This window comes from Spiroplasma sp. NBRC 100390 (genome assembly GCF_001886495.1).
GTDB lineage: Bacteria > Bacillota_I > Bacilli_A > Mycoplasmatales > Mycoplasmataceae > Spiroplasma.
The window spans coordinates 139,093-157,675 of the sequence record NZ_CP018022.1; the positions used below are offsets into that span (position 1 = coordinate 139,093).

Consider the following 18,583-nt stretch of genomic DNA (forward strand, 5'->3'; position numbering starts at 1 on the left):
AAATGAAAAAATTATTATCATTATTAACAACTTTTTCATTATCAGCAGCAGTTGGAGTTAATGTTGTTGGTTGTAAAACAAATGATTTTGGTGATTTTCCTGGTAATAATCAAGTTGCTAAGACAGCGGCGCCAGCAGTCATTAATGCTGTTAATAACTTTTTAATGTATAATGTTTTATATATTAAAGGTACTTCTGCTGCCGACAATAAGTTTTATTATAATTATCAAAATATTCTTCAGAACCAATGAGAACGCTATCCTTCCTTAGAAGAACCTTCATTAAATCCATGAACAAACAATGATGAAGGGACAACGGCTGTTAATTCGCTAGCGGTAGCGTTATATACGATTACTTTATTAGGAAATAGTAAGGATAAACCTTCCGGAGTTAATGGTGCTGTTGCTAGAATTATGCCTAATAAAGATGGAACATTATTTCAAACCGCACAAAATTTAGTGCCAACATCAGATTTTATTGATGCTGCAATGTATAAAAAAGCAACAGTTAGTCCTGCTGCAAAGAAAATGCTAATGGGTTACTATCAAATTAGTGGAAAAGCAAAAATTCATGAGTATGGTTATTCAATGCTACCTGATTTAAGTGCTGTTGATTTTGGTTGACTTAAAAAAGATTTTTTTACAACTGATGATAGTGAACCAGATATTGCAAAAGTTGTTATTGCTGAATTAGATAAGGAAAGTAATATTAAAATTGATCCTGCTGAAGTTGAGTTAGTTGTTAAAACGAGACCAAGTGGTGGAACTGCTGGGGGAAAATTAGCGGTGGGAACTTATGAACTTACTTTGGAAGCAAAAAAAGGGGCTAAAACAATTCAAGGATTAGGTAACTTTAAAGTTGATGTTGTTGATAAAGCTAATTTTAAATTTAATTTAGAAACAATTCCAACAAAATATTTTTCAGTTGATTTAACTGTTGACAATAAAGTTAGTGATTTAAAAGCGGCAGTTAAAAGTTATGTTGAAGCATTTGTTGCACCAGCAGTTAATAAAACCGAAATTGAATATACTGTTGAAAATGAAACTGATGATACAAAGGCATTGGCAGTAAAACCATATAAAGTTATTACGTCAGCAAAAAGTGGAGCTACAACAGTTGATAAAAAATTAGAAATTATAATTGGAATTTTAAATAAGCCAGTTGTTAACTTAGACTTAACAAAATTTTCAAATAAAATTCCAGCACCGTCGTTTTTAAATAGTAATTATAAAGAAGACGACTTGGAAACAGCAGTTAAGGCAGCTGTTTTAAAATGAATGCCACGCGAATATCGTAATGGTGTTACTTTAGATACAACAATTGATGTACGACCAGCTGGTGGGAGTGTTGGTGGTAATTTAGTTGAAGGAAAATATACAGTAACAATTACCCCAAGTGGTGGTAAAGTTACAGGAACTTATAAAATGAATATTCAAGTTATGAAATTTACAACTAATGAAACAATTGATATTTATTGAGCAGGAGTTGATATTCCGGTTGCTAATATTACGAATGGATAAAAAGTAAAATTAATTTTACTTTTTTTATTTTTAAAATATTTAAAGCGAAGATTGATATAATTAAAACAGAACAGAAAAGCGGTATAAGGGGAGTGTCACGATGTTTAAATTAACAGCTAATTATTTGCCTGCGGGTGATCAACCATTAGCAATTGAACAATTAACAACAAATTTATTTGCAAATAAAAAACATCAAGTTTTATTAGGAGCAACTGGGACTGGAAAAACTTTTACGATGGCAAATGTTATTGAAAATTATCAAAAGCCAACATTAGTAATGGCTCACAACAAGACATTGGCAATGCAATTATATGTTGAGTTAAAAGAAATGTTTCCGGAAAACCGAGTGGAATATTTTGTTTCAAACTTTGACTTTTATCAACCAGAAGCATATGTTCCCAGCAAAGATTTATATATTGATAAGGATGCACGACAAAATATGGAATTAGATATGATGCGTTTGAGTGCTTTTAATGCTTTGACAACGCGTAAAGATGTAATTGTTGTTGCTTCGGTTGCCGCAATTTATGGAGCACAAGATCCTGATGAATATAAAAAATCTTTTTTTCAAGTTGATCGAAACCAAAAAATTAGTAAAAAAGATTTAGCAAATTTTTTAGTATCATCAGGATATGTTCGCAATGATATTGAATTAGTTCCAGGGAGTTTTAGTGCAAAAGGAGATGTTATTAAAATTGTTCCAGGATGAAATATTAAAACTTTTATTCGCATTGATTTATTTGGTGATGAGATTGAAGACTTGGCGTATATTGATGGGCTAACTGGAGATGTGACACAGCGGTTATCAACCTTAACAATTTTCCCAGCACAAGATTATATTACTTCACCAGAACGGTTAGAAGAAGCAATCAAACGGATTGAAGCAGAATTAAAAGTTCGTTTAGTAGAATTAGAACAGGAAGGAAAACTTATTGAGACCCAACGATTAAAACAACGAACAGAATATGATTTGGATTCATTACGAGAAAGTGGCCTTTGTTCTGGGATTGAAAATTATTCACGACATTTAGATTTACGAAATGAAGGAGAAGCTCCATATACTTTAATTGATTTTTTTGGTGATGATTTTTTAACAATTATTGATGAATCCCATATGTCATTACCACAAATTCGGGCAATGTATAATACTGATCGCAGTCGGAAAGAAACATTGGTTAATTTTGGATTTCGGTTAAAGAGTGCACAAGATAATCGCCCGTTAAATTTTGATGAATTTAATCAAAAATTAAAGAATGTCATTTATGTTTCAGCAACACCAGGTGATTATGAATTAGAATTAGTTGATCAAAAAGTAGTTGAACAAATTATTCGTCCAACTGGTTTATTAGATCCAACCGTTGAGGTCAAAGGGACGGTTGGTCAAATTGATGATATTATTGCACAAATTAAAAGTCGTCGTGAAAAAAATGAACGGGTGTTTATTACAACTTTAACAATTCGGATGTCAGAAGATTTAACAAGTTATTTACAAGAACAAAATGTTAAAGTTGCTTATTTACATAGTGAATTAAAAACATTAGAGCGAAGTCAAATTTTATTAGACTTACGGAAGGGTGTTTATGATTGTATCGTTGGGGTTAACTTGATTCGGGAAGGAATTGATATTCCAGAAGTATCACTAATTTGTATTTTAGATGCTGATAAACAAGGTTTCTTACGTAATGAACGTAGTTTAATTCAGACAATAGGACGAGCAGCACGGAATGCTAGTGGGCATGTTATTTTATATGCGGATAATGTTTCTGATGCAATGACAAAAGCAATGGCGGAAACAACACGTCGTCGTCAAATTCAAGAAGAGTATAATCGAAAATATCATATTACTCCAACAACAATTATTAAAAGTATTCGTGATTATACTAACATTAAACTCCATGATGATAAGTTACAAAAAATTAAAAATAAAAAATCAAAAGAATATAAAACAGCAAAAGAAGCATTACTATACGATTTACGAAAAGAAATGTATGAAGCAAGTAAAAAACTTGACTTTGAACGAGCAGCGGAATTACGCGATATTATCATTGAAATTGAAGCAGAATAAGAAATTGTGATAGTATTAAACTACGAGGAGGAACTTAGGGTGAAAAAGTTTATTGTAAAAGATATTGTTGATAGATTTGAGTATAAAATTTTAGCAGGAGCAAAGGGACTTAACCGTGAGGTTAAAGTTTATGGTCTTAATCGCCCGGGCTTAGAATTATCAGGATTTGACTTTGAAAAAAATAATATTAATCGTCGAGTAGTCTTATTATCAAATAAAGAACAATTATTTGTTAATACATTAAGTGATGCGGTAAAAAAAGAACGTTATGAATATATTTTGAACGAAAACATTCCAATGATTATTTTAACGGAAAAATTTACTGATAAATTATTATTAACAATTGCGGAAAAACATAATTGCCCAGTTGTTTTAGCAAAAAATATTACCACAAGTCGTTTGTATCAAGTTGTACTAGAATTTTTTGATGAGCACTTTGCTCCAATAATAGAAGAACATGCGTCATTAATTAATGTTTTTGGGAAAGGAATTTTATTAAAAGGGAAATCTGGGATTGGAAAGTCGGAAATGACATTAGAGTTAGTTAAAAAAAACCATTTGTTTGTTGGTGATGATCGTATTATTATTCAACAACGAAACAATAAATTATATGGACAATCACATGAAATGTTAAAAAATTTAATTGAGGTTCGTGGATTAGGAATTTTAGATTTAAGTAAAATTTATGGTTTGCAAGTTTTATTAGACGAAACGGCAATTGATTTAGTAATTGAATTAATTCACTTAGAGGATGAACAATATAAATCAATTGACCGTCTTGGTTCAGAATATAAATATATTAAAATTTTGGATACGCAAGTTCCAATTGTAACGATTCCTGTTACGTATGGACGAAATGTTAGTGAATTAGTTGAAACAGCTGTTTCAAAATTAAAACTAGAAGCAGCAGGAATTTCTTCGATGAAAACATTACAAGATCGTTTTAAAAAATATTCAAAATAGAAAAAGGAGTAGGGGCTTGTGAATTTAGCAACATGAATTGCCCATGATACGTATGGGAATTGATTTCGACCATATTGATTTTTAATTTTTTGTGGTTTTGCAATTACAATTATTTTGTCGTGAGTTAATTTTCGCAAGCGTCATATTCCAACGCAGGGATTATATTTAGGAATCTTTGTTATTTCACCAATTGCTTTATTAGGAGCTAGTTTTTTTGGAAAATATGATGTCAAAAATCCAATTTTCTTTTTTACTTTGTTTGCGTTTTGGCAACCAGGAATGAGTATTCATGGAGGTTTAATTTTTGGTTTAATTACAGGTTGAGTTTGATTTGGATTTGAATCACGAAAACACAATATTTCAATTTGAGTTTATGCTGATTTAATTGTTCCAAATATTTTATTGGCGCAGGCAATTGGTCGGTGAGGTAATTTTTTTAATCATGAGTTATTGGGGGCCGCTGTTGCACGAGAGCAGTTAATGTGACTACCAAGTTTTATTCGGGATAATTTGTTTAAATGATATGTTCCTAATCCAATTCCAAATAATTTTCATCCAACTGATGCGGTTGGAATTGGCGGTGGTCGTGTTAATCCAACTGATTTTAATAATGTACAATATTTTCAACCGATTTTTTTATATGAATCATTTGCTAATGTTTTATTATGAATTTTAATTGTGTTTGCATTACCGTTAATATTTCGTTATAGTTATTATTGACGGTTCAAGAAAGAAGAACCTGATTTTACGAAATTATCGTGAAAAGGGATTTGAGCAAAATGATATTATGATATTAAACCCGATCCAATGATAGTAAATAATCTATCACAGGAAGAAAATTTAAAAAAAATCTATTTTAAGAATAAGTATAAGATGACAAAAAAACAAGTAATAAAAACTAATTTTAAATATCAAGGGGCACGCCTTAAACAAATTTTAAAGGCTGATGGACGGAAGTTAGAAAAGGTAGAAAATCCACATCGATTAAAAATTTTACGTTGTGGGGTTCAAACAGGAATGTATATTGCTGGTTATAATATTATTCGGATAGTTTTAGAAACACAACGTGATGATCATGATTTATTTATTAAAAATATGCGTGTCCTTGATTATGTTATTCTTAGTTTAATGATTGGGATTGGCCTAATTTTAATATTGTTTGCACAGTGAATAGCTGTTATGAAATGAAGAAAAGGCGGATGATTGTATGAAAAACAATACTAATGAAATATATGATATGTTAATCATTGGCGCAGGACCAGGGGGTATAACTGCAGCAATTTATGGAGCCCGAGCAATGGCTAAAATTGCAATGATTGAAAAAGGGGCCCCCGGGGGAAAAGTAACAAAAACCAGTGAAATTGAGAACTATCCTGGGTTTGATAGTATTCAAGGTCCAGATTTGGCATTAAAAATGTTTGAACAAACCCAAAAACTAAACATTCCTTACTTAGCAGAACGAGTAACGAATATTACTAAAAAAGATAATTTATTTGAATTAGATTTATTATCAGGAGGTAAATTATTTGCTAAAGTAGTAATTGTGGCAACAGGAACTGTTGAACGAAAATTGGGAATTCCCGGAGAATTAGAGTTAAATAGTCGTGGTGTTTCATACTGTGCTGTTTGTGATGGAGCATTATACAAAGGAAAAGATGTCGTTGTTGTTGGTGGTGGTTATGCTGCAATTGAAGAAGCAATGTATTTAGCGCGGTTTGTTAATAAAGTTTATTTAGTTCATCGTCGTGATCAATTTCGTGCAGACATTAACATTGTTAATAAAGCAAAAGCTAATCCTAAAATTAATTTTATTGTTGATAGCATTGTAACAGAAATTAAAGATATTGATGCAAATCGTGTAACAGCAATTGTTGTAAAAAATGTTAAAACTGATGAAATAAGAAAGTTAGAAATTAGTGCAGTCTTTCCATATATTGGAGCAATTCCAATTAGTGATTTTGCAAAAAATTTAGATGTGTTAGATGAAAATGGTTACTTTATTGTGGATAATAAATGTTTAACAAAAGTACCAGGATTATATGCGGCTGGTGATGTTACAAATACCACATTACGGCAAATTGCGACGGCTGTTAGTGATGGAGCAAAAGCAGCTCAATTTGCTTTAGAATATCTTGATAATTGCTATTAAAAGGAAGAATTTACGATAAGATATATATTAGATAAAGCAAAAAAGAAAGCGAGAAAGTACTTATTATGAATAAAAAAGAATTAAAAGATGTAGAAGTTAATGGGAAAAAAGTTTTAGTTAGGGTTGATTTTAATGTGCCAATGAAAGATGGCCAAGTAACGGATGATAATCGAATTACAGCCGCATTACCAACAATTAAATATTTATTAGAGCATGATGCAAAAGTTATTTTGTTTTCACATTTAGGAAAAGTAAAAACAACAGATGATTTAAAAAAACGTGATATGGCTCCTGTTGCGAAAGTTTTAGAACAAAAATTAGGACAGCCAGTTAAATTTGTTAATGCTTTTGAAGGAAAAGAATTGGAAACAGCAATCAATGAAATGCAAGCACAAGATGTTATTTTATTTCAAAATACAAGATTTGCTGACATTCTTGATAAAGATGGTCAAATTAATGTTGATGATAATGGCAATGCAAAAGCAAAACGAGAAAGTAAAAATGATGCAGCATTAGGAAAATATTGAGCAAGTCTAGGTGATGTTTTTGTTAATGATGCTTTTGGAACAGTACATCGTGCTCACGCTTCAAATGTTGGAATTGCCTTAAATATTAGTGAATCGTGTTTAGGATTTTTAGTTGAAAAAGAAGTAAAGATGTTATCACAAGGAGTTGATAATCCAGTTAGACCATTTGTTGCAATTATTGGTGGTGCAAAAGTTTCGGATAAAATTGGGGTAATTGAACATTTATTGACAAAAGCAGATAAGATTTTAATTGGTGGAGGAATGGCATATACTTTTTTTGCCGCACAAGGTCATAATATCGGGAATTCATTGTTAGAAGCTGATAAAATTGATATTGCAAAAGAATTTTTGGCAAAAGCTAATGGGAAAATTATTTTACCAATTGATGCTTTAGAAGCGCCAGAATTTGCTGATGTTCCAGCAAAAGTTACTAATGGTGTTGAAATTGACAACGGGTATATGGGCTTAGATATTGGACCAAAAACAATTGAATTGTTTAAAAAAGAGTTGGCTGGTGCTAAGACAGTCGCTTGAAATGGACCAATGGGAGTGTTTGAGTTTAATAACTATAGTATTGGGACAAAGGCGATTTGTGCTGCAATTGCTGAATTAAACGATGCCTTTACTTTAATTGGTGGGGGTGACTCAGCTGCTGCTGCAATTCAATTAGGTTATAAAGACAAATTTACTCATATTTCAACTGGTGGTGGAGCAAGTTTAGAATATATGGAAGGTAAACTATTACCGGGAATTGAAGCTGTTCAAAATAAATAACATAAAAAAACGACAGTATTGTCGTTTTTTATTTTTTAAATTTGTTGTTGTGTAATACAGTGAATGTTTCCACCACCTAATAAAATTTCATAAGCATAAATTGGTTCAATCTTATAGTGAGGAAAAGCAGCACCAATAATATCGATTGCTTGCTGATCTGTTGCCAAATTAAAAATTGGTAAAATGATTGCTCCATTTGCAATATAGAAGTTAACATAACTACCGGCCAAGCGGGTATTTTCTAATCGTGCTTTAACATGTTCTTTGCCAATAATATCACTGGTGTCTTCGTTTGTTGTATACATTGGTGTTGGAATTGGTAATTTAATTACTTCAATTTTACGACCCTTTGCATCGGTTGTTGCTTCTAGAAATTTAAGGGCAGCACGACTACGTTCATATTGGGGATCATTTTGATCATCAGTTCAGGCTAAGAGAACAGTCCCTGGTTTAACAACACATAACATATTGTCAACATGGCCACTTGTTTCATCATTAAAGATTCCATAAGGTAATCAAATCACTTTTTTAACATTTAAGTATTGTTTTAAAGCTGCCTCAATTTCTAGTTTTGATAAATGTGGATTACGATTAGGATTTAATAAACATTCTTCAGTAGTATATAAAGTTCCTTCGCCATCAACATGAATACTACCTCCTTCTAAAACAAATGAAGTACGGTAACGATCAATTTTCAAATAAGAAGATACTTCAGCGGCAATTTTATCATCATTATCCCATGGATAATATAATCCACCATTTAAGCCACCCCAAGCATTAAAGATTCAATCAACGGCACGAACGTCACCATTTTTGTTTTTTAAAAATGTTGGTCCAACATCACGCATTCAGGCATCATCATTTTCAAATACTAAAATCTTAATGGTTGGATCCAATAACTTTGTGGCAATTTCTTTTGTTCGTGGAGAAGTAATCATTATAACGGGTTCATATTTATTAATTGTGTTTGCAACTTTTGCATACACAGCTTGTGCAGGTTCGGCATTTTTTCGTCAATTATCAATTCGTTCCGGGAAAATCATTCAACAACCTTGGTGAGGTTCAAATTCTCCGGGCATATAATATTCATCATCTTGTGGTAATGTTTTTAGTAATTTATTCATGTTGTTGGTTTCCTCCTTTTTTGTGTTTTCATTTGTTATAACTAATTAAGATTTCCCCAATAATAATGACGATAATACTTCCAACAATACAAAAGGCAACGTGTTGTCCACCACCATTAAAAGCTCACGTATCATTCTTAACAATAATACTACCAAAAATAAACAAAATAACAGAGAAAATAATAATAATGGTTGGGAATAAAACAATAATTCATTGCACTCATAAGGGCCCTTTAATTTTAAACGGTCGTTCAATATTAGGTTTGCTAAGCCGTAATTTAATATAAGCAGGAAAGATTAAAAAGTAAGGGGCTAAAAACATCAGCGATGAAAAAGCATATAAGGTTCAAAATAAGTTTGCAACATTTGGTGTTGCTGATAGCATTGCTCCTCCAATTAAAATAACAATCGTTGAAATAATACCCGTAATAATTGATGCTCATAATGGTGTATCATTTTTTAATTTAGATGCAAAGATTGCTGGGAATTCACCATCTTCAGCAGCCTCCTTAATTGCTAAGTTTGCGCCAGATGTTCAAGTAATCATTGTTCCAAAGAAAGTAAACAAGATAAAAATAGCAATAATCATTGTGACTCATGGGGCCTTAAAAGCGGCACCAATTGATTGAATAATTCCATTTGCTTCATCAAGATGATTAACATCAACAATAATGTTAACAGCTGCTGTTCCAATCAAATAGCAAATAATGATGATAATTCCACTAATTAAAATACTTTTAGGAATTGTTTTACGAGGATTATCAATTTTATCAGTAGCATTACTTTGCAACTCAAATCCAGAAAAATTATAAATAATAACCGGAAGAAAGATAACACCTGTTGACCAGGAAGGTAAAAAACCAAATTGAGCATCATTAATTGGAGTTGAAACAGAATTACCATTTGCCAACCAATAAATTGCTCCTGCAATTAAGGCAATTGTTACAATTAATTTTGCTACTGAAGTTAAGTTCGGAATTCATTTTAGTTTTTCTAACCTAATAAAATTTAATAAAATTGTAATTCAAGTTAACAATAAGGCAATTGCAATTTGAATTCAAAAGTTTAATGTATTATTAAAAAAGGCAAACGATAACGTACTTGAGAAAGCTAAGTAAACAGATGGCATTCATAGTCCAACGTTAATTCAATATAATCAGTTTGTTCGTGCAGCTCATTTTCGCCCAAATGCTTTTTTTACTCAAACATACATTCCACCTTCAGCACCAAAGGTTGAACTTAATTCAGCACTAATAAAACCATAGGGAAGAAAATAAAAGATTGCTAATAAAAATCAATAAATAATTGATGATCATCCAATTTTAGCAGCAGCAGCAAATGAGTCAAGAACAAAAATGGCGCTAAAAGTAAAAAGGATAATATCAGTTATTTTTAATTTTTTTGTTTTCATAAGGATTATTCTTGATGATTAAAAGTATAACGTTGTTTTCATGGGCGTTGGATATCATCTAATCAACTAGTGATGTCACCAGCATGATAAGCTTTTGTAGCTGTTGTGGCAATATCAAGGCGTGGATAGATAAAATAAACTAATAAGGCAAGCTGAGCTGTCAAACGGTTTTCAGCTTGTTGGAACACAATTGATTGGTTTCCATCGATAACTTCATCCATAACCTCAATATTTCGTGAAGCTGGCAAACAGTGCATAAATCTTGCTTGTGGTCCCGCTTTTGCCATTAAGGCATTAGTAATTTGATAAGTTGGTTTAAAGGCTTTTACGCGTTCATTTGCTTCATCTTCTTGGTCAACTCATCATCATAAATCGGTATAAATAATATTGGCATCTTTAACATAATTTAAGTCTTCGGTGATTGAAACACTGCCACCATTGTTTTCCTTAATGTTTGCTTTGGCAATATCAATTCATGCTGCTGGTGATTGGTATTTTTTAGGGGCAATATGGACAAAGTTCATCCCCATTTTTGTAGTAATGTGCATTAACGAACTACAAACATTAGTTCGATCACCAATAAAAACAATTTTTAATTTGCTAAAGTCATTATTTAAATATAGTATTGGATCAGTATGTTCAAGGATGGTAAATAAATCACATAAAGCTTGCGTTGGATGATTGTAATCACTTAAACCATTAAAAACGGGTACATCAGCGTTTTTAGCAATTGCTTCCACTGTTTCATGTTTTCAGGCGCGGATTAAAATTCCATCGGTCATGTGTGATAAAACTTTAATTGTATCATAAAGGGACTCTTTTTGACCAAGATGAATTTCGCCGGGTTTTAAATATTGAGCATGCCCCCCTAATAATGTCATTGCTGCTTCAAAAGAAACTCTTGTTCTTGTTGAAGGTTCTTCAAAAATCATTGCTAATGTTTTATTTTGTAATAAGGGCGGAATTGCCCCATTATAACGCGCAGTTTTTAGTTTTTTCATTAGCGTTAATAAATCTAAGATTTCATTTTTACTAAAATCTTGGGTATCAATAAAATGTCGTAATTGATTCATTGTAATTCTCCTTTCTTTGTTTTTATTATATTTTTCTAATAATATTTTACAAATTAAAATTCCAATTACTTTGTAATTAATTAGGCAAAAAATGGATTTTTTTTCGGAAATAAGTTAAGATTAAGGCATAAAAAAGGACATCAAAGGATTTTAATCAGTAGCATTAATATTTTAATTATAAAATAATAGTTAAAATAAGGACCTATTAGAATGAAATCAGGTTATTTTGTTTTTTTAATTTAAATTGAGAGGTAATAGTATGATTAGATTGGATGAAATAGATCGGGATATTATTGGTCAGTTACAAAAAGATAGTCGCATTTCAGTGCGTAAAATTAGTAAAACAATTAATATCTCTGAAAAAACAATTCGAATGCGAATTAATAAGTTGATGACGCAAAACATTGTTAAACCTGTTTGCATTGTCAACCCAAATGCTTTCGGTTATGTTAATTTTGTTGATATTTTTTTTAAAATTAATCAGGATGTTGATATTAAAGTTTTACAAGAATGATTACATAATAAAGTTTATGTTTCATATTTATCACGTCATTGGCATGACCAAGATTTTGCAATTCAATGTTGGTTTCAATCAGGAAAAGAAATGATTAATTTTATTAGTGAATTAGAGAGTTATCCTGGTATTTTAGATGTTAAGTATCATCTAATTAGTGAGATTTTATGAGACTCGTATTCATGAAAACCAGAGGATAAAAATTATCGCTAAAAGAACAATTGTTAACATTGTGTAATAATTATGCGAACATTATTTTTTATGATAGAATAAAAATGATTGTTTATAATTGTGTAGAATAGAGGAGATAGTTACATGGCAGTTAGCGATCGTAATATTGTAAAAAAACATGGAAAAATAGCAGATAAAATCATAGCCTTAGATGGAACAATGCAAGCATTGTCTGATGAAGCATTAAAAGCAAAAACAGCTGAATTTAAAGAGAGATTAGCGCAGGGTGCAACATTAGATGATATTTTAATTGAGGCTTTTGCGGTGGCACGAGAAGCAGCACGCCGTATTTTAGGTTTGCATGCTTATCGTGTCCAATTAATTGGAGGAATTGTTCTACATGAGGGTGATGTTGCTGAAATGAAAACCGGAGAAGGAAAAACCTTAACTGCGTTAATGCCAACATATTTAAATGGTTTAACTGGAAAAGGAGTTCATATTGTTACTGTTAATGAATATTTGTCAAAACGGGATTCAGAGATTAATGGTCAAGTGTTTTCATTTTTAGGTTTAACAGTTGGGTTAAACACTCGTAGTGGAAATAAAGACGAAAAAAGAGCAGCATATAGTTGTGATATTACTTATACAACTAACGCTGAATTAGGATTTGACTATTTACGTGATAATATGGCTAAAAACTTTAGTGATAAAGTACAACACGGGTTAAACTACGCTATTATTGATGAAGCTGATTCAATTTTAATTGATGAATCAAGAACACCATTAATTATTTCGGGAGGTCGCCAAAATCGAATTCCACAATATCAAGCAGCCGATCATTTTGCAAAATCATTGTCACGAGAAAATGATCTTGAAATTGATTTAGAAACAAAACAAGTTTATTTAACTCCAGAAGGAATTTTAAAAGCAGAAAAGATTTTCTCAATTAATTCATTATTTGACATTAAAAATACTGAATTATATCATTTAATTTTAAATGCTTTGAAGGCTAATTTTGTTTTTAAAAACGGAATTGAATATGTTGTTCAAAACAATGAAATTATTCTAATTGACCAGTTTACCGGACGATTAATGCCGGGGCGTGCATATAGTGATGGTTTACAACAATCATTACAAGCAAAAGAACATGTTGAAATTGAACAAGAAACAGTAACGATGGCAACTATTACTTATCAAAACTTTTTCCGTTTATATAATAAATTAAGTGGAATGACCGGAACGGCAAAAACAGAAGAAGAAGAGTTTGTAAAAATTTATAATATGCGAGTAATTCAAATTCCAACTAATCGTCCATTAATTCGTCGTGATGAAGCAGACTATATGTTCGCTAATCGTGATGCAAAAATGCAAGCAATGATGAAAGAAATTTTGACTTTGCATGAAAAAGGACAACCAATTCTAATTGGGACAACTTCGGTTGAATCATCAGAAATTGTTTCTCATTATTTACGCAATGCTAATTTAAAGTTTGAAATGTTAAATGCTAAGAACCATGAACGCGAAGCGGATATTATTGCGCAAGCGGGAGAAAAAAAGGCCATTACCTTAGCAACGAATATGGCAGGACGGGGAACTGACATTAAATTAGGGGAAGGAGTTACTAACCTTGGCGGTTTAGCTGTTTTTGGGGTTGAAAGAAATGAAGCGCGTCGGATTGATAATCAGTTACGTGGGCGTTCAGGACGACAAGGAGATCCTGGATTTTCACGTTTCTATGTTGCAATGGATGATGAGTTAATGATGCGTTTTGGTGGTGATCGATTACGTCGCATTTTTGCAAGACTAGGGTCAGATTTTATTCAATCACGAATGTTAACAAGAGCAATTTCAAATGCGCAAAAAAAAGTTGAAGGGATGAATTTTGATCAACGAAAACATATTTTAGATTATGATAATGTTTTAGCGCAACATCGTGAAGCAATGTATGCTCGTCGTGATCAAATTTTAACTGCTTCTGATTTAAAACCAATTATTAAAAAGATGCAATATTCAGCAGCATATGATTTAACAAAAATGTTTGGAAATGAATCACATGGTGAATGATTTATTCGTTATGATGAGTTAATTAAAGGGGTCAACGATAAAGTTGTTGCAAATAATGCATTAGATAAAACAGTAATGGAAAAAATGACCCGCGAAGAAGTTGCAAAATATCTTGCAGAAAAAATGAATGTCTTTTATCAAGCACGGACAGAGGATGTTCCTGCTGATGTGATGAATCAGATTGAACGGAATGCAATTATTTCTTCTTTTGATGAATATTGAACAAAGCATATTGACCAAGCAAGTAAATTACGAAGTGGGATTTATTTACGTAGTTATGCGCAAACTAATCCGCTTCATGCGTATGTTGAAGAAGCAGCAAAATTGTTTGAACATATGCAATTATCAATTGCTCATGAAGTTGTTATTAAATTAGCAAATGTTGTAATCCGAAAAGTTGAGGATGGGAGCGTTGAACCAATGCAAGATTCTGAACAAGAAGTTCGTGAATTTAAACAAAAAGGTTAATTGTCTAAACCACTATGCCAAGCTAGTGGTTTTTTCTGTACTATTAAATTAGATAAAAGAGGGATTAAAATGAGTTTCGCGCTAGAAGTTAAAGAGGAAATTATTAAAAAAGAATTTGACCCAGTTTGTCAAAAAGCTTTTTTATGTGGTTTTGTTAAATATAATATGACATTAAATATTAGCAACCATTATTTTAATTTTGAAGTTAGTTCAATTAGTAACGCAATTATTCGTACAATTTATTCTTTTCTTAAAAATTTATATCAAGTTGAAATTGACATTATTATTATGCAAACAACAAAATTAAAAAAAAATAAAACGTTTATTTTACGAATTAAAGAACGTGCCGCAGAAATTCTAAAAGACTTAAATATTTTTGATGCTGATACCAACCAAAAAATTATTACAATTCCTGCTGATTGAAATGAACGCCAACAGCGTGCTTACATTGCGGGAATTTTTGTGGCGTGTGGTAGTGTTAATTCACCCGAAACAAGCAACTATCACTTAGAAGTGCAGTTTATTGATGAGATTTCAGCGCAAACTTTTCGCAGATTATTACACAAATTTCATTTTCCTTTTAAGATAGTTACCCGCCACGATAAATATGTCTGCTATCTTAAAAGATCAATTTTAGTTTCTGATTTTCTAAAATTAATTGATGCAATTAATAGTGTTTTAGCATTTGAAAATACGCGCATTTCGCGGGACATGGTAAACAGTATTAATCGGTTAAATAACATTGAAATTTCAAACCAGCAAAAAGCAATGAAAGCTGGAGAGGAACAAGTTATTATGATTAATTATTTGTTAGAACATAATTTATTTGATGAATTAAATGATAATACAAGAAAAGTTGCGTTTTTACGGATTGCCTATCCGGATGCATCATTGCAAGATCTTTCATTATTATTGGAGAGTGAGCATAATTTAGAAATTTCAAAATCAGGCGTTAATCATCTTTTCCGCGAAATTAAGAAAAAATATTACGAAAATCAAAAGTAAGATATGCTATAATTTACTTATATTTTTTTATAAGATATGTTTATTAAAGGTTATTTATTTGAAAAAATGGAGGAAAAAATTATGGGAAAAACGAAAAAACATGTTAAGTTCTTTGAATTTTTAACTGTTTTTTCAACGGCTGTTGGAATTACAATCGGAATTGGGATTTATTTAAAAAATGATACTTCTGAGGGCCACGTTTTATATTTCACCCAAAATCCATATTTAGCAATTGCATTATGAATTTTAGTTGGTATTTTAGGAATTGCGATGATTATGGTTTTTATTGAAATTGCTTCTATTAATACAAAGAGTGGGAATGGAACATTAGCATCATGAGCCAATGTTTTAATTGGTCGTAAGGTTGGAAGTTTATTTTCAATTTTTTATATTTTTTTTTATTTTCCAATTTTATTAGGAATTTTCCCAATTTTTAGTATTAACGCAATGTTTGATGCGTTAGAAATTGAGAGTATTACAAAGGGAACCCAAAACGCAATTGCAATTAGTGTGGGTAGTATTCTTTTAATCTTGTTTTACTTATTAAATATTTTTTTACGAAATGTTGGAAAATGAGTACAGACCATTGGAACTTTTGTTAAATTTATTCCACTATTGGTAAGTTTAATTATTGGATTCATTATTCCAATGAATGGAAATGTGTTTGATAGTTTTAAAGAATTAAAATTTGGGAATTTCTTTATGGGCCTTTTACCCGTGTTATTTTCTTTTGATGGATTTATTTATGCCGCAGGATTACAAAAAGAAGTTTCTAACAAAAATGTTGTGCCAAAAGCACTATTTGTTGCAATGGTTTTTATTACAGTTTTTTATTTAATTCAAGTTATTTCGTTATTCTTAGGGACAAACGATGGAAGTGTTTTTAGTTTATTTAATAATATTATTGGCGGACCAATTGCTCGTGTTTTGACCTGATTTATTGTTATTACCGCACTAATGAGTATTAATGGTTTAACATTTGTTTCACCAGCATTAGGCCAAACTGTTCAAGATGAACGTCTTGTTTATATTGGCAAAAAAGAATTAAGTTATCACCAAATTGGCTTAATTCAAATGGCAATTACGGTTAGTTTTAATTTAATCATTATGGGAACTAGTTTAGGAATTAAAGATGACCCACTTTATTTATTAGATATATCTTCCAATGCAGTTAGTTTTGTTGCTTTTATTTGCTATATTAGTTTAATTGTTGCTGTATGAGTAAATCGTTATACAAAACGGGTTGAAGTAACGAAAGTAAAAGGAATGTATTATTATGCTGGCTTTGCTATCTTCTTGTTACTCGTTTCAATTTGTTACATTATTTATAGTTTTGTTGCTTTTAAAAGTAATCATAATACTTTATATAGCTTAGCAATTATTATTGGAGGAAGTTTAATTTTATGAGGAATTAATGAATTGTTATTAAACAAAACAACTCCCCCAGTTCCATACCAAATAAAAACCCCAGTGATGAATAAAATTAATCAATAGGGTTATAAGTTAAGATTTTATCAAGTTCATCGGTCTGGTGAACTTTTTTTCAGCCCCCCATAAGAATGTAAACTTTAAAATTATGTTTTTTTAATAATTGATATAAATCAAGATGGGAATGGCCAGCACTTGAAATAAAAAGAATTTTTTTATCTTTAATAACTTTTTTTGAATAAATTAGACGAAATAAATGATGAGGGATATTAATGCTATTGGTAATATGACTTTCCAATCATTCTTCTTTTGGTCGAACATCGATAATTAACCATTTTTCAGAATTATTAATTTTTGGTAATTTCTTAATTGATTTTGTATTATATTTCATTTGAAATGCTGAAAAAAACATTTTTTCACCTCTTTGTGATATATTATAACATTAAGAAACTTATTATTTTACTACGAAATCTGTAAAATTTAAGTATATAATTAAAATGTTATATAGAAACGAGGGAAGAAAATGCGAAAGCCAATTATTATTGGAAATTGAAAAATGCATAAAACAAGTAGTGAAACAATTGAATTTTTAAATCAAGTTGATCCTGTTTGTGGTAATTTAACAGTAGAAGCGGGAATAGCAGTACCATATGTTAATTTAGCTGTTGCACAGCAACATGCAAATAATTTGATTATTGCGGCACAAAACTGTCATTATGAAGATTTTGGGGCTTTTACCGGTGAAATTTCAGTTGATATGTTAGAAGATCTAAAAATAACACATGTTATTATTGGTCATTCTGAGCGTCGTGAAATGTTTAATGAAACTGATGAGACTGTTAATTTAAAAGCAAAAAAATTATTAGCAAAGGGGATGGTGCCAGTTATTTGCTGTGGTGAAACATTAGACCAATATGAAAATAATGAAACGCAACAAGTTGTTGAAAATCAAATTACAAAAGCATTCCAAGGAATTGATTTGGAAGATGCAAAAACAGTTGTCATTGCTTATGAACCAATTTGAGCAATTGGAACTGGAAAAACAGCAACCGCTGAAATTGCTCAAAAAGTTTGTGCTATAATTCGTGCTAAAATTGCTGCGCTTTATGATGAAGTGGTAGCAAATGTAATTCGAATTCAATATGGTGGTAGTGTTAAACCAGATAATATTAAAGAATTATTAGCACAACCCGATATTGATGGTGCTTTAGTTGGCGGTGCTAGTTTAGAACCACAGACTTTTTTAGGATTAGTAAAATAATTATTAATAAGAAATGATGAATAATTTTTATCATTTTTTAAATATTGTAAATTAAAATAAAAAAGT

Annotated in this window: 15 protein-coding genes; 11 read left to right on the top strand and 4 right to left on the bottom strand. The window is 30.9% G+C overall.

What is annotated here, in order from left to right:
- The first annotated feature begins 2 nt into the window (after positions 1-2).
- The 6 genes from S100390_RS00595 (at position 3) to S100390_RS00620 (ending at position 7,998) form a co-directional block, all read left to right on the top strand.
- Positions 3-1,520 (top strand): lipoprotein, encoded by a 1,518-nt coding sequence (locus tag S100390_RS00595; RefSeq protein WP_070406376.1) that lies wholly within the window; start codon positions 3-5, stop codon positions 1,518-1,520.
- A gap of 100 nt (positions 1,521-1,620) precedes the next feature.
- The gene (gene uvrB, locus S100390_RS00600) at positions 1,621-3,585 is read left to right on the top strand and encodes an excinuclease ABC subunit UvrB (protein WP_070406377.1); all 1,965 of its coding nucleotides are present in this window, start codon (positions 1,621-1,623) and stop codon (positions 3,583-3,585) included.
- A 39-nt stretch (positions 3,586-3,624) separates the two neighbouring features.
- On the top strand, positions 3,625-4,548 hold the full coding sequence (gene hprK, locus S100390_RS00605) for an HPr(Ser) kinase/phosphatase (protein ID WP_070406378.1): 924 nt from the start codon (positions 3,625-3,627) through the stop codon (positions 4,546-4,548).
- A gap of 18 nt (positions 4,549-4,566) precedes the next feature.
- Positions 4,567-5,772: a prolipoprotein diacylglyceryl transferase gene (locus S100390_RS00610; protein ID WP_070406379.1), complete on the top strand. Its 1,206-nt coding sequence runs from the start codon at positions 4,567-4,569 to the stop codon at positions 5,770-5,772.
- A complete protein-coding gene (gene trxB / locus S100390_RS00615; protein ID WP_070406380.1) occupies positions 5,756-6,697 on the top strand; it encodes a thioredoxin-disulfide reductase in 942 nt (313 codons plus the stop codon). Before S100390_RS00610 ends, trxB begins: the two co-directional genes overlap by 17 nt.
- Before the next feature lie 65 nt (positions 6,698-6,762).
- Positions 6,763-7,998 (top strand): phosphoglycerate kinase, encoded by a 1,236-nt coding sequence (locus tag S100390_RS00620; RefSeq protein ID WP_070406381.1) that lies wholly within the window; start codon positions 6,763-6,765, stop codon positions 7,996-7,998.
- Between the two features lie 35 nt (positions 7,999-8,033).
- Here the strand turns inward: S100390_RS00620 and aguA are convergent, their stop codons facing one another.
- Genes aguA through argF form a run of 3 tightly spaced genes read right to left on the bottom strand, consistent with a single transcriptional unit; the run spans position 8,034 to position 11,606 of the window.
- Positions 8,034-9,122 carry an agmatine deiminase gene (gene aguA / locus S100390_RS00625; RefSeq protein ID WP_070406382.1) on the bottom strand — a complete coding sequence of 363 codons (1,089 nt, stop codon included), beginning with the start codon at positions 9,120-9,122 and terminating at the stop codon, positions 8,034-8,036.
- On the bottom strand, positions 9,115-10,533 hold the full coding sequence (locus S100390_RS00630; RefSeq protein WP_070406383.1) for an APC family permease: 1,419 nt from the start codon (positions 10,531-10,533) through the stop codon (positions 9,115-9,117). The genes aguA and S100390_RS00630 overlap by 8 nt, the downstream gene beginning before the upstream one ends.
- Before the next feature lie 5 nt (positions 10,534-10,538).
- Positions 10,539-11,606, bottom strand: a complete 1,068-nt coding sequence (argF, locus tag S100390_RS00635) for an ornithine carbamoyltransferase (protein WP_070406384.1) — start codon at positions 11,604-11,606, stop codon at positions 10,539-10,541.
- A 259-nt stretch (positions 11,607-11,865) separates the two neighbouring features.
- Between argF and S100390_RS00640 the strand changes: the two genes are divergently transcribed.
- The 4 genes from S100390_RS00640 to S100390_RS00655 all read left to right on the top strand — a co-directional run bounded on the left by S100390_RS00640 (position 11,866) and on the right by S100390_RS00655 (position 17,322).
- Positions 11,866-12,333, top strand: coding sequence for an Lrp/AsnC family transcriptional regulator (locus S100390_RS00640; RefSeq protein ID WP_070406385.1), 468 nt, complete (start codon positions 11,866-11,868; stop codon positions 12,331-12,333).
- A gap of 102 nt (positions 12,334-12,435) precedes the next feature.
- Positions 12,436-14,823 (top strand): preprotein translocase subunit SecA, encoded by a 2,388-nt coding sequence (gene secA, locus S100390_RS00645; protein WP_070406386.1) that lies wholly within the window; start codon positions 12,436-12,438, stop codon positions 14,821-14,823.
- Positions 14,824-14,892: 69 nt separating this feature from the next.
- Positions 14,893-15,828, top strand: a complete 936-nt coding sequence (gene whiA, locus S100390_RS00650) for a DNA-binding protein WhiA (protein ID WP_070406387.1) — start codon at positions 14,893-14,895, stop codon at positions 15,826-15,828.
- An 81-nt stretch (positions 15,829-15,909) separates the two neighbouring features.
- A complete protein-coding gene (locus S100390_RS00655; RefSeq protein WP_070406388.1) occupies positions 15,910-17,322 on the top strand; it encodes an APC family permease in 1,413 nt (470 codons plus the stop codon).
- Here S100390_RS00655 and S100390_RS00660 read toward each other — a convergent pair.
- On the bottom strand, positions 17,312-17,668 hold the full coding sequence (locus S100390_RS00660) for a rhodanese-like domain-containing protein (RefSeq protein WP_070406389.1): 357 nt from the start codon (positions 17,666-17,668) through the stop codon (positions 17,312-17,314). The two genes, S100390_RS00655 and S100390_RS00660, sit on opposite strands and share 11 nt — an antisense overlap.
- Before the next feature lie 111 nt (positions 17,669-17,779).
- Between S100390_RS00660 and tpiA the strand changes: the two genes are divergently transcribed.
- Positions 17,780-18,517 (top strand): triose-phosphate isomerase, encoded by a 738-nt coding sequence (gene tpiA, locus S100390_RS00665; RefSeq protein ID WP_070406390.1) that lies wholly within the window; start codon positions 17,780-17,782, stop codon positions 18,515-18,517.
- Positions 18,518-18,583 lie beyond the last annotated feature (66 nt).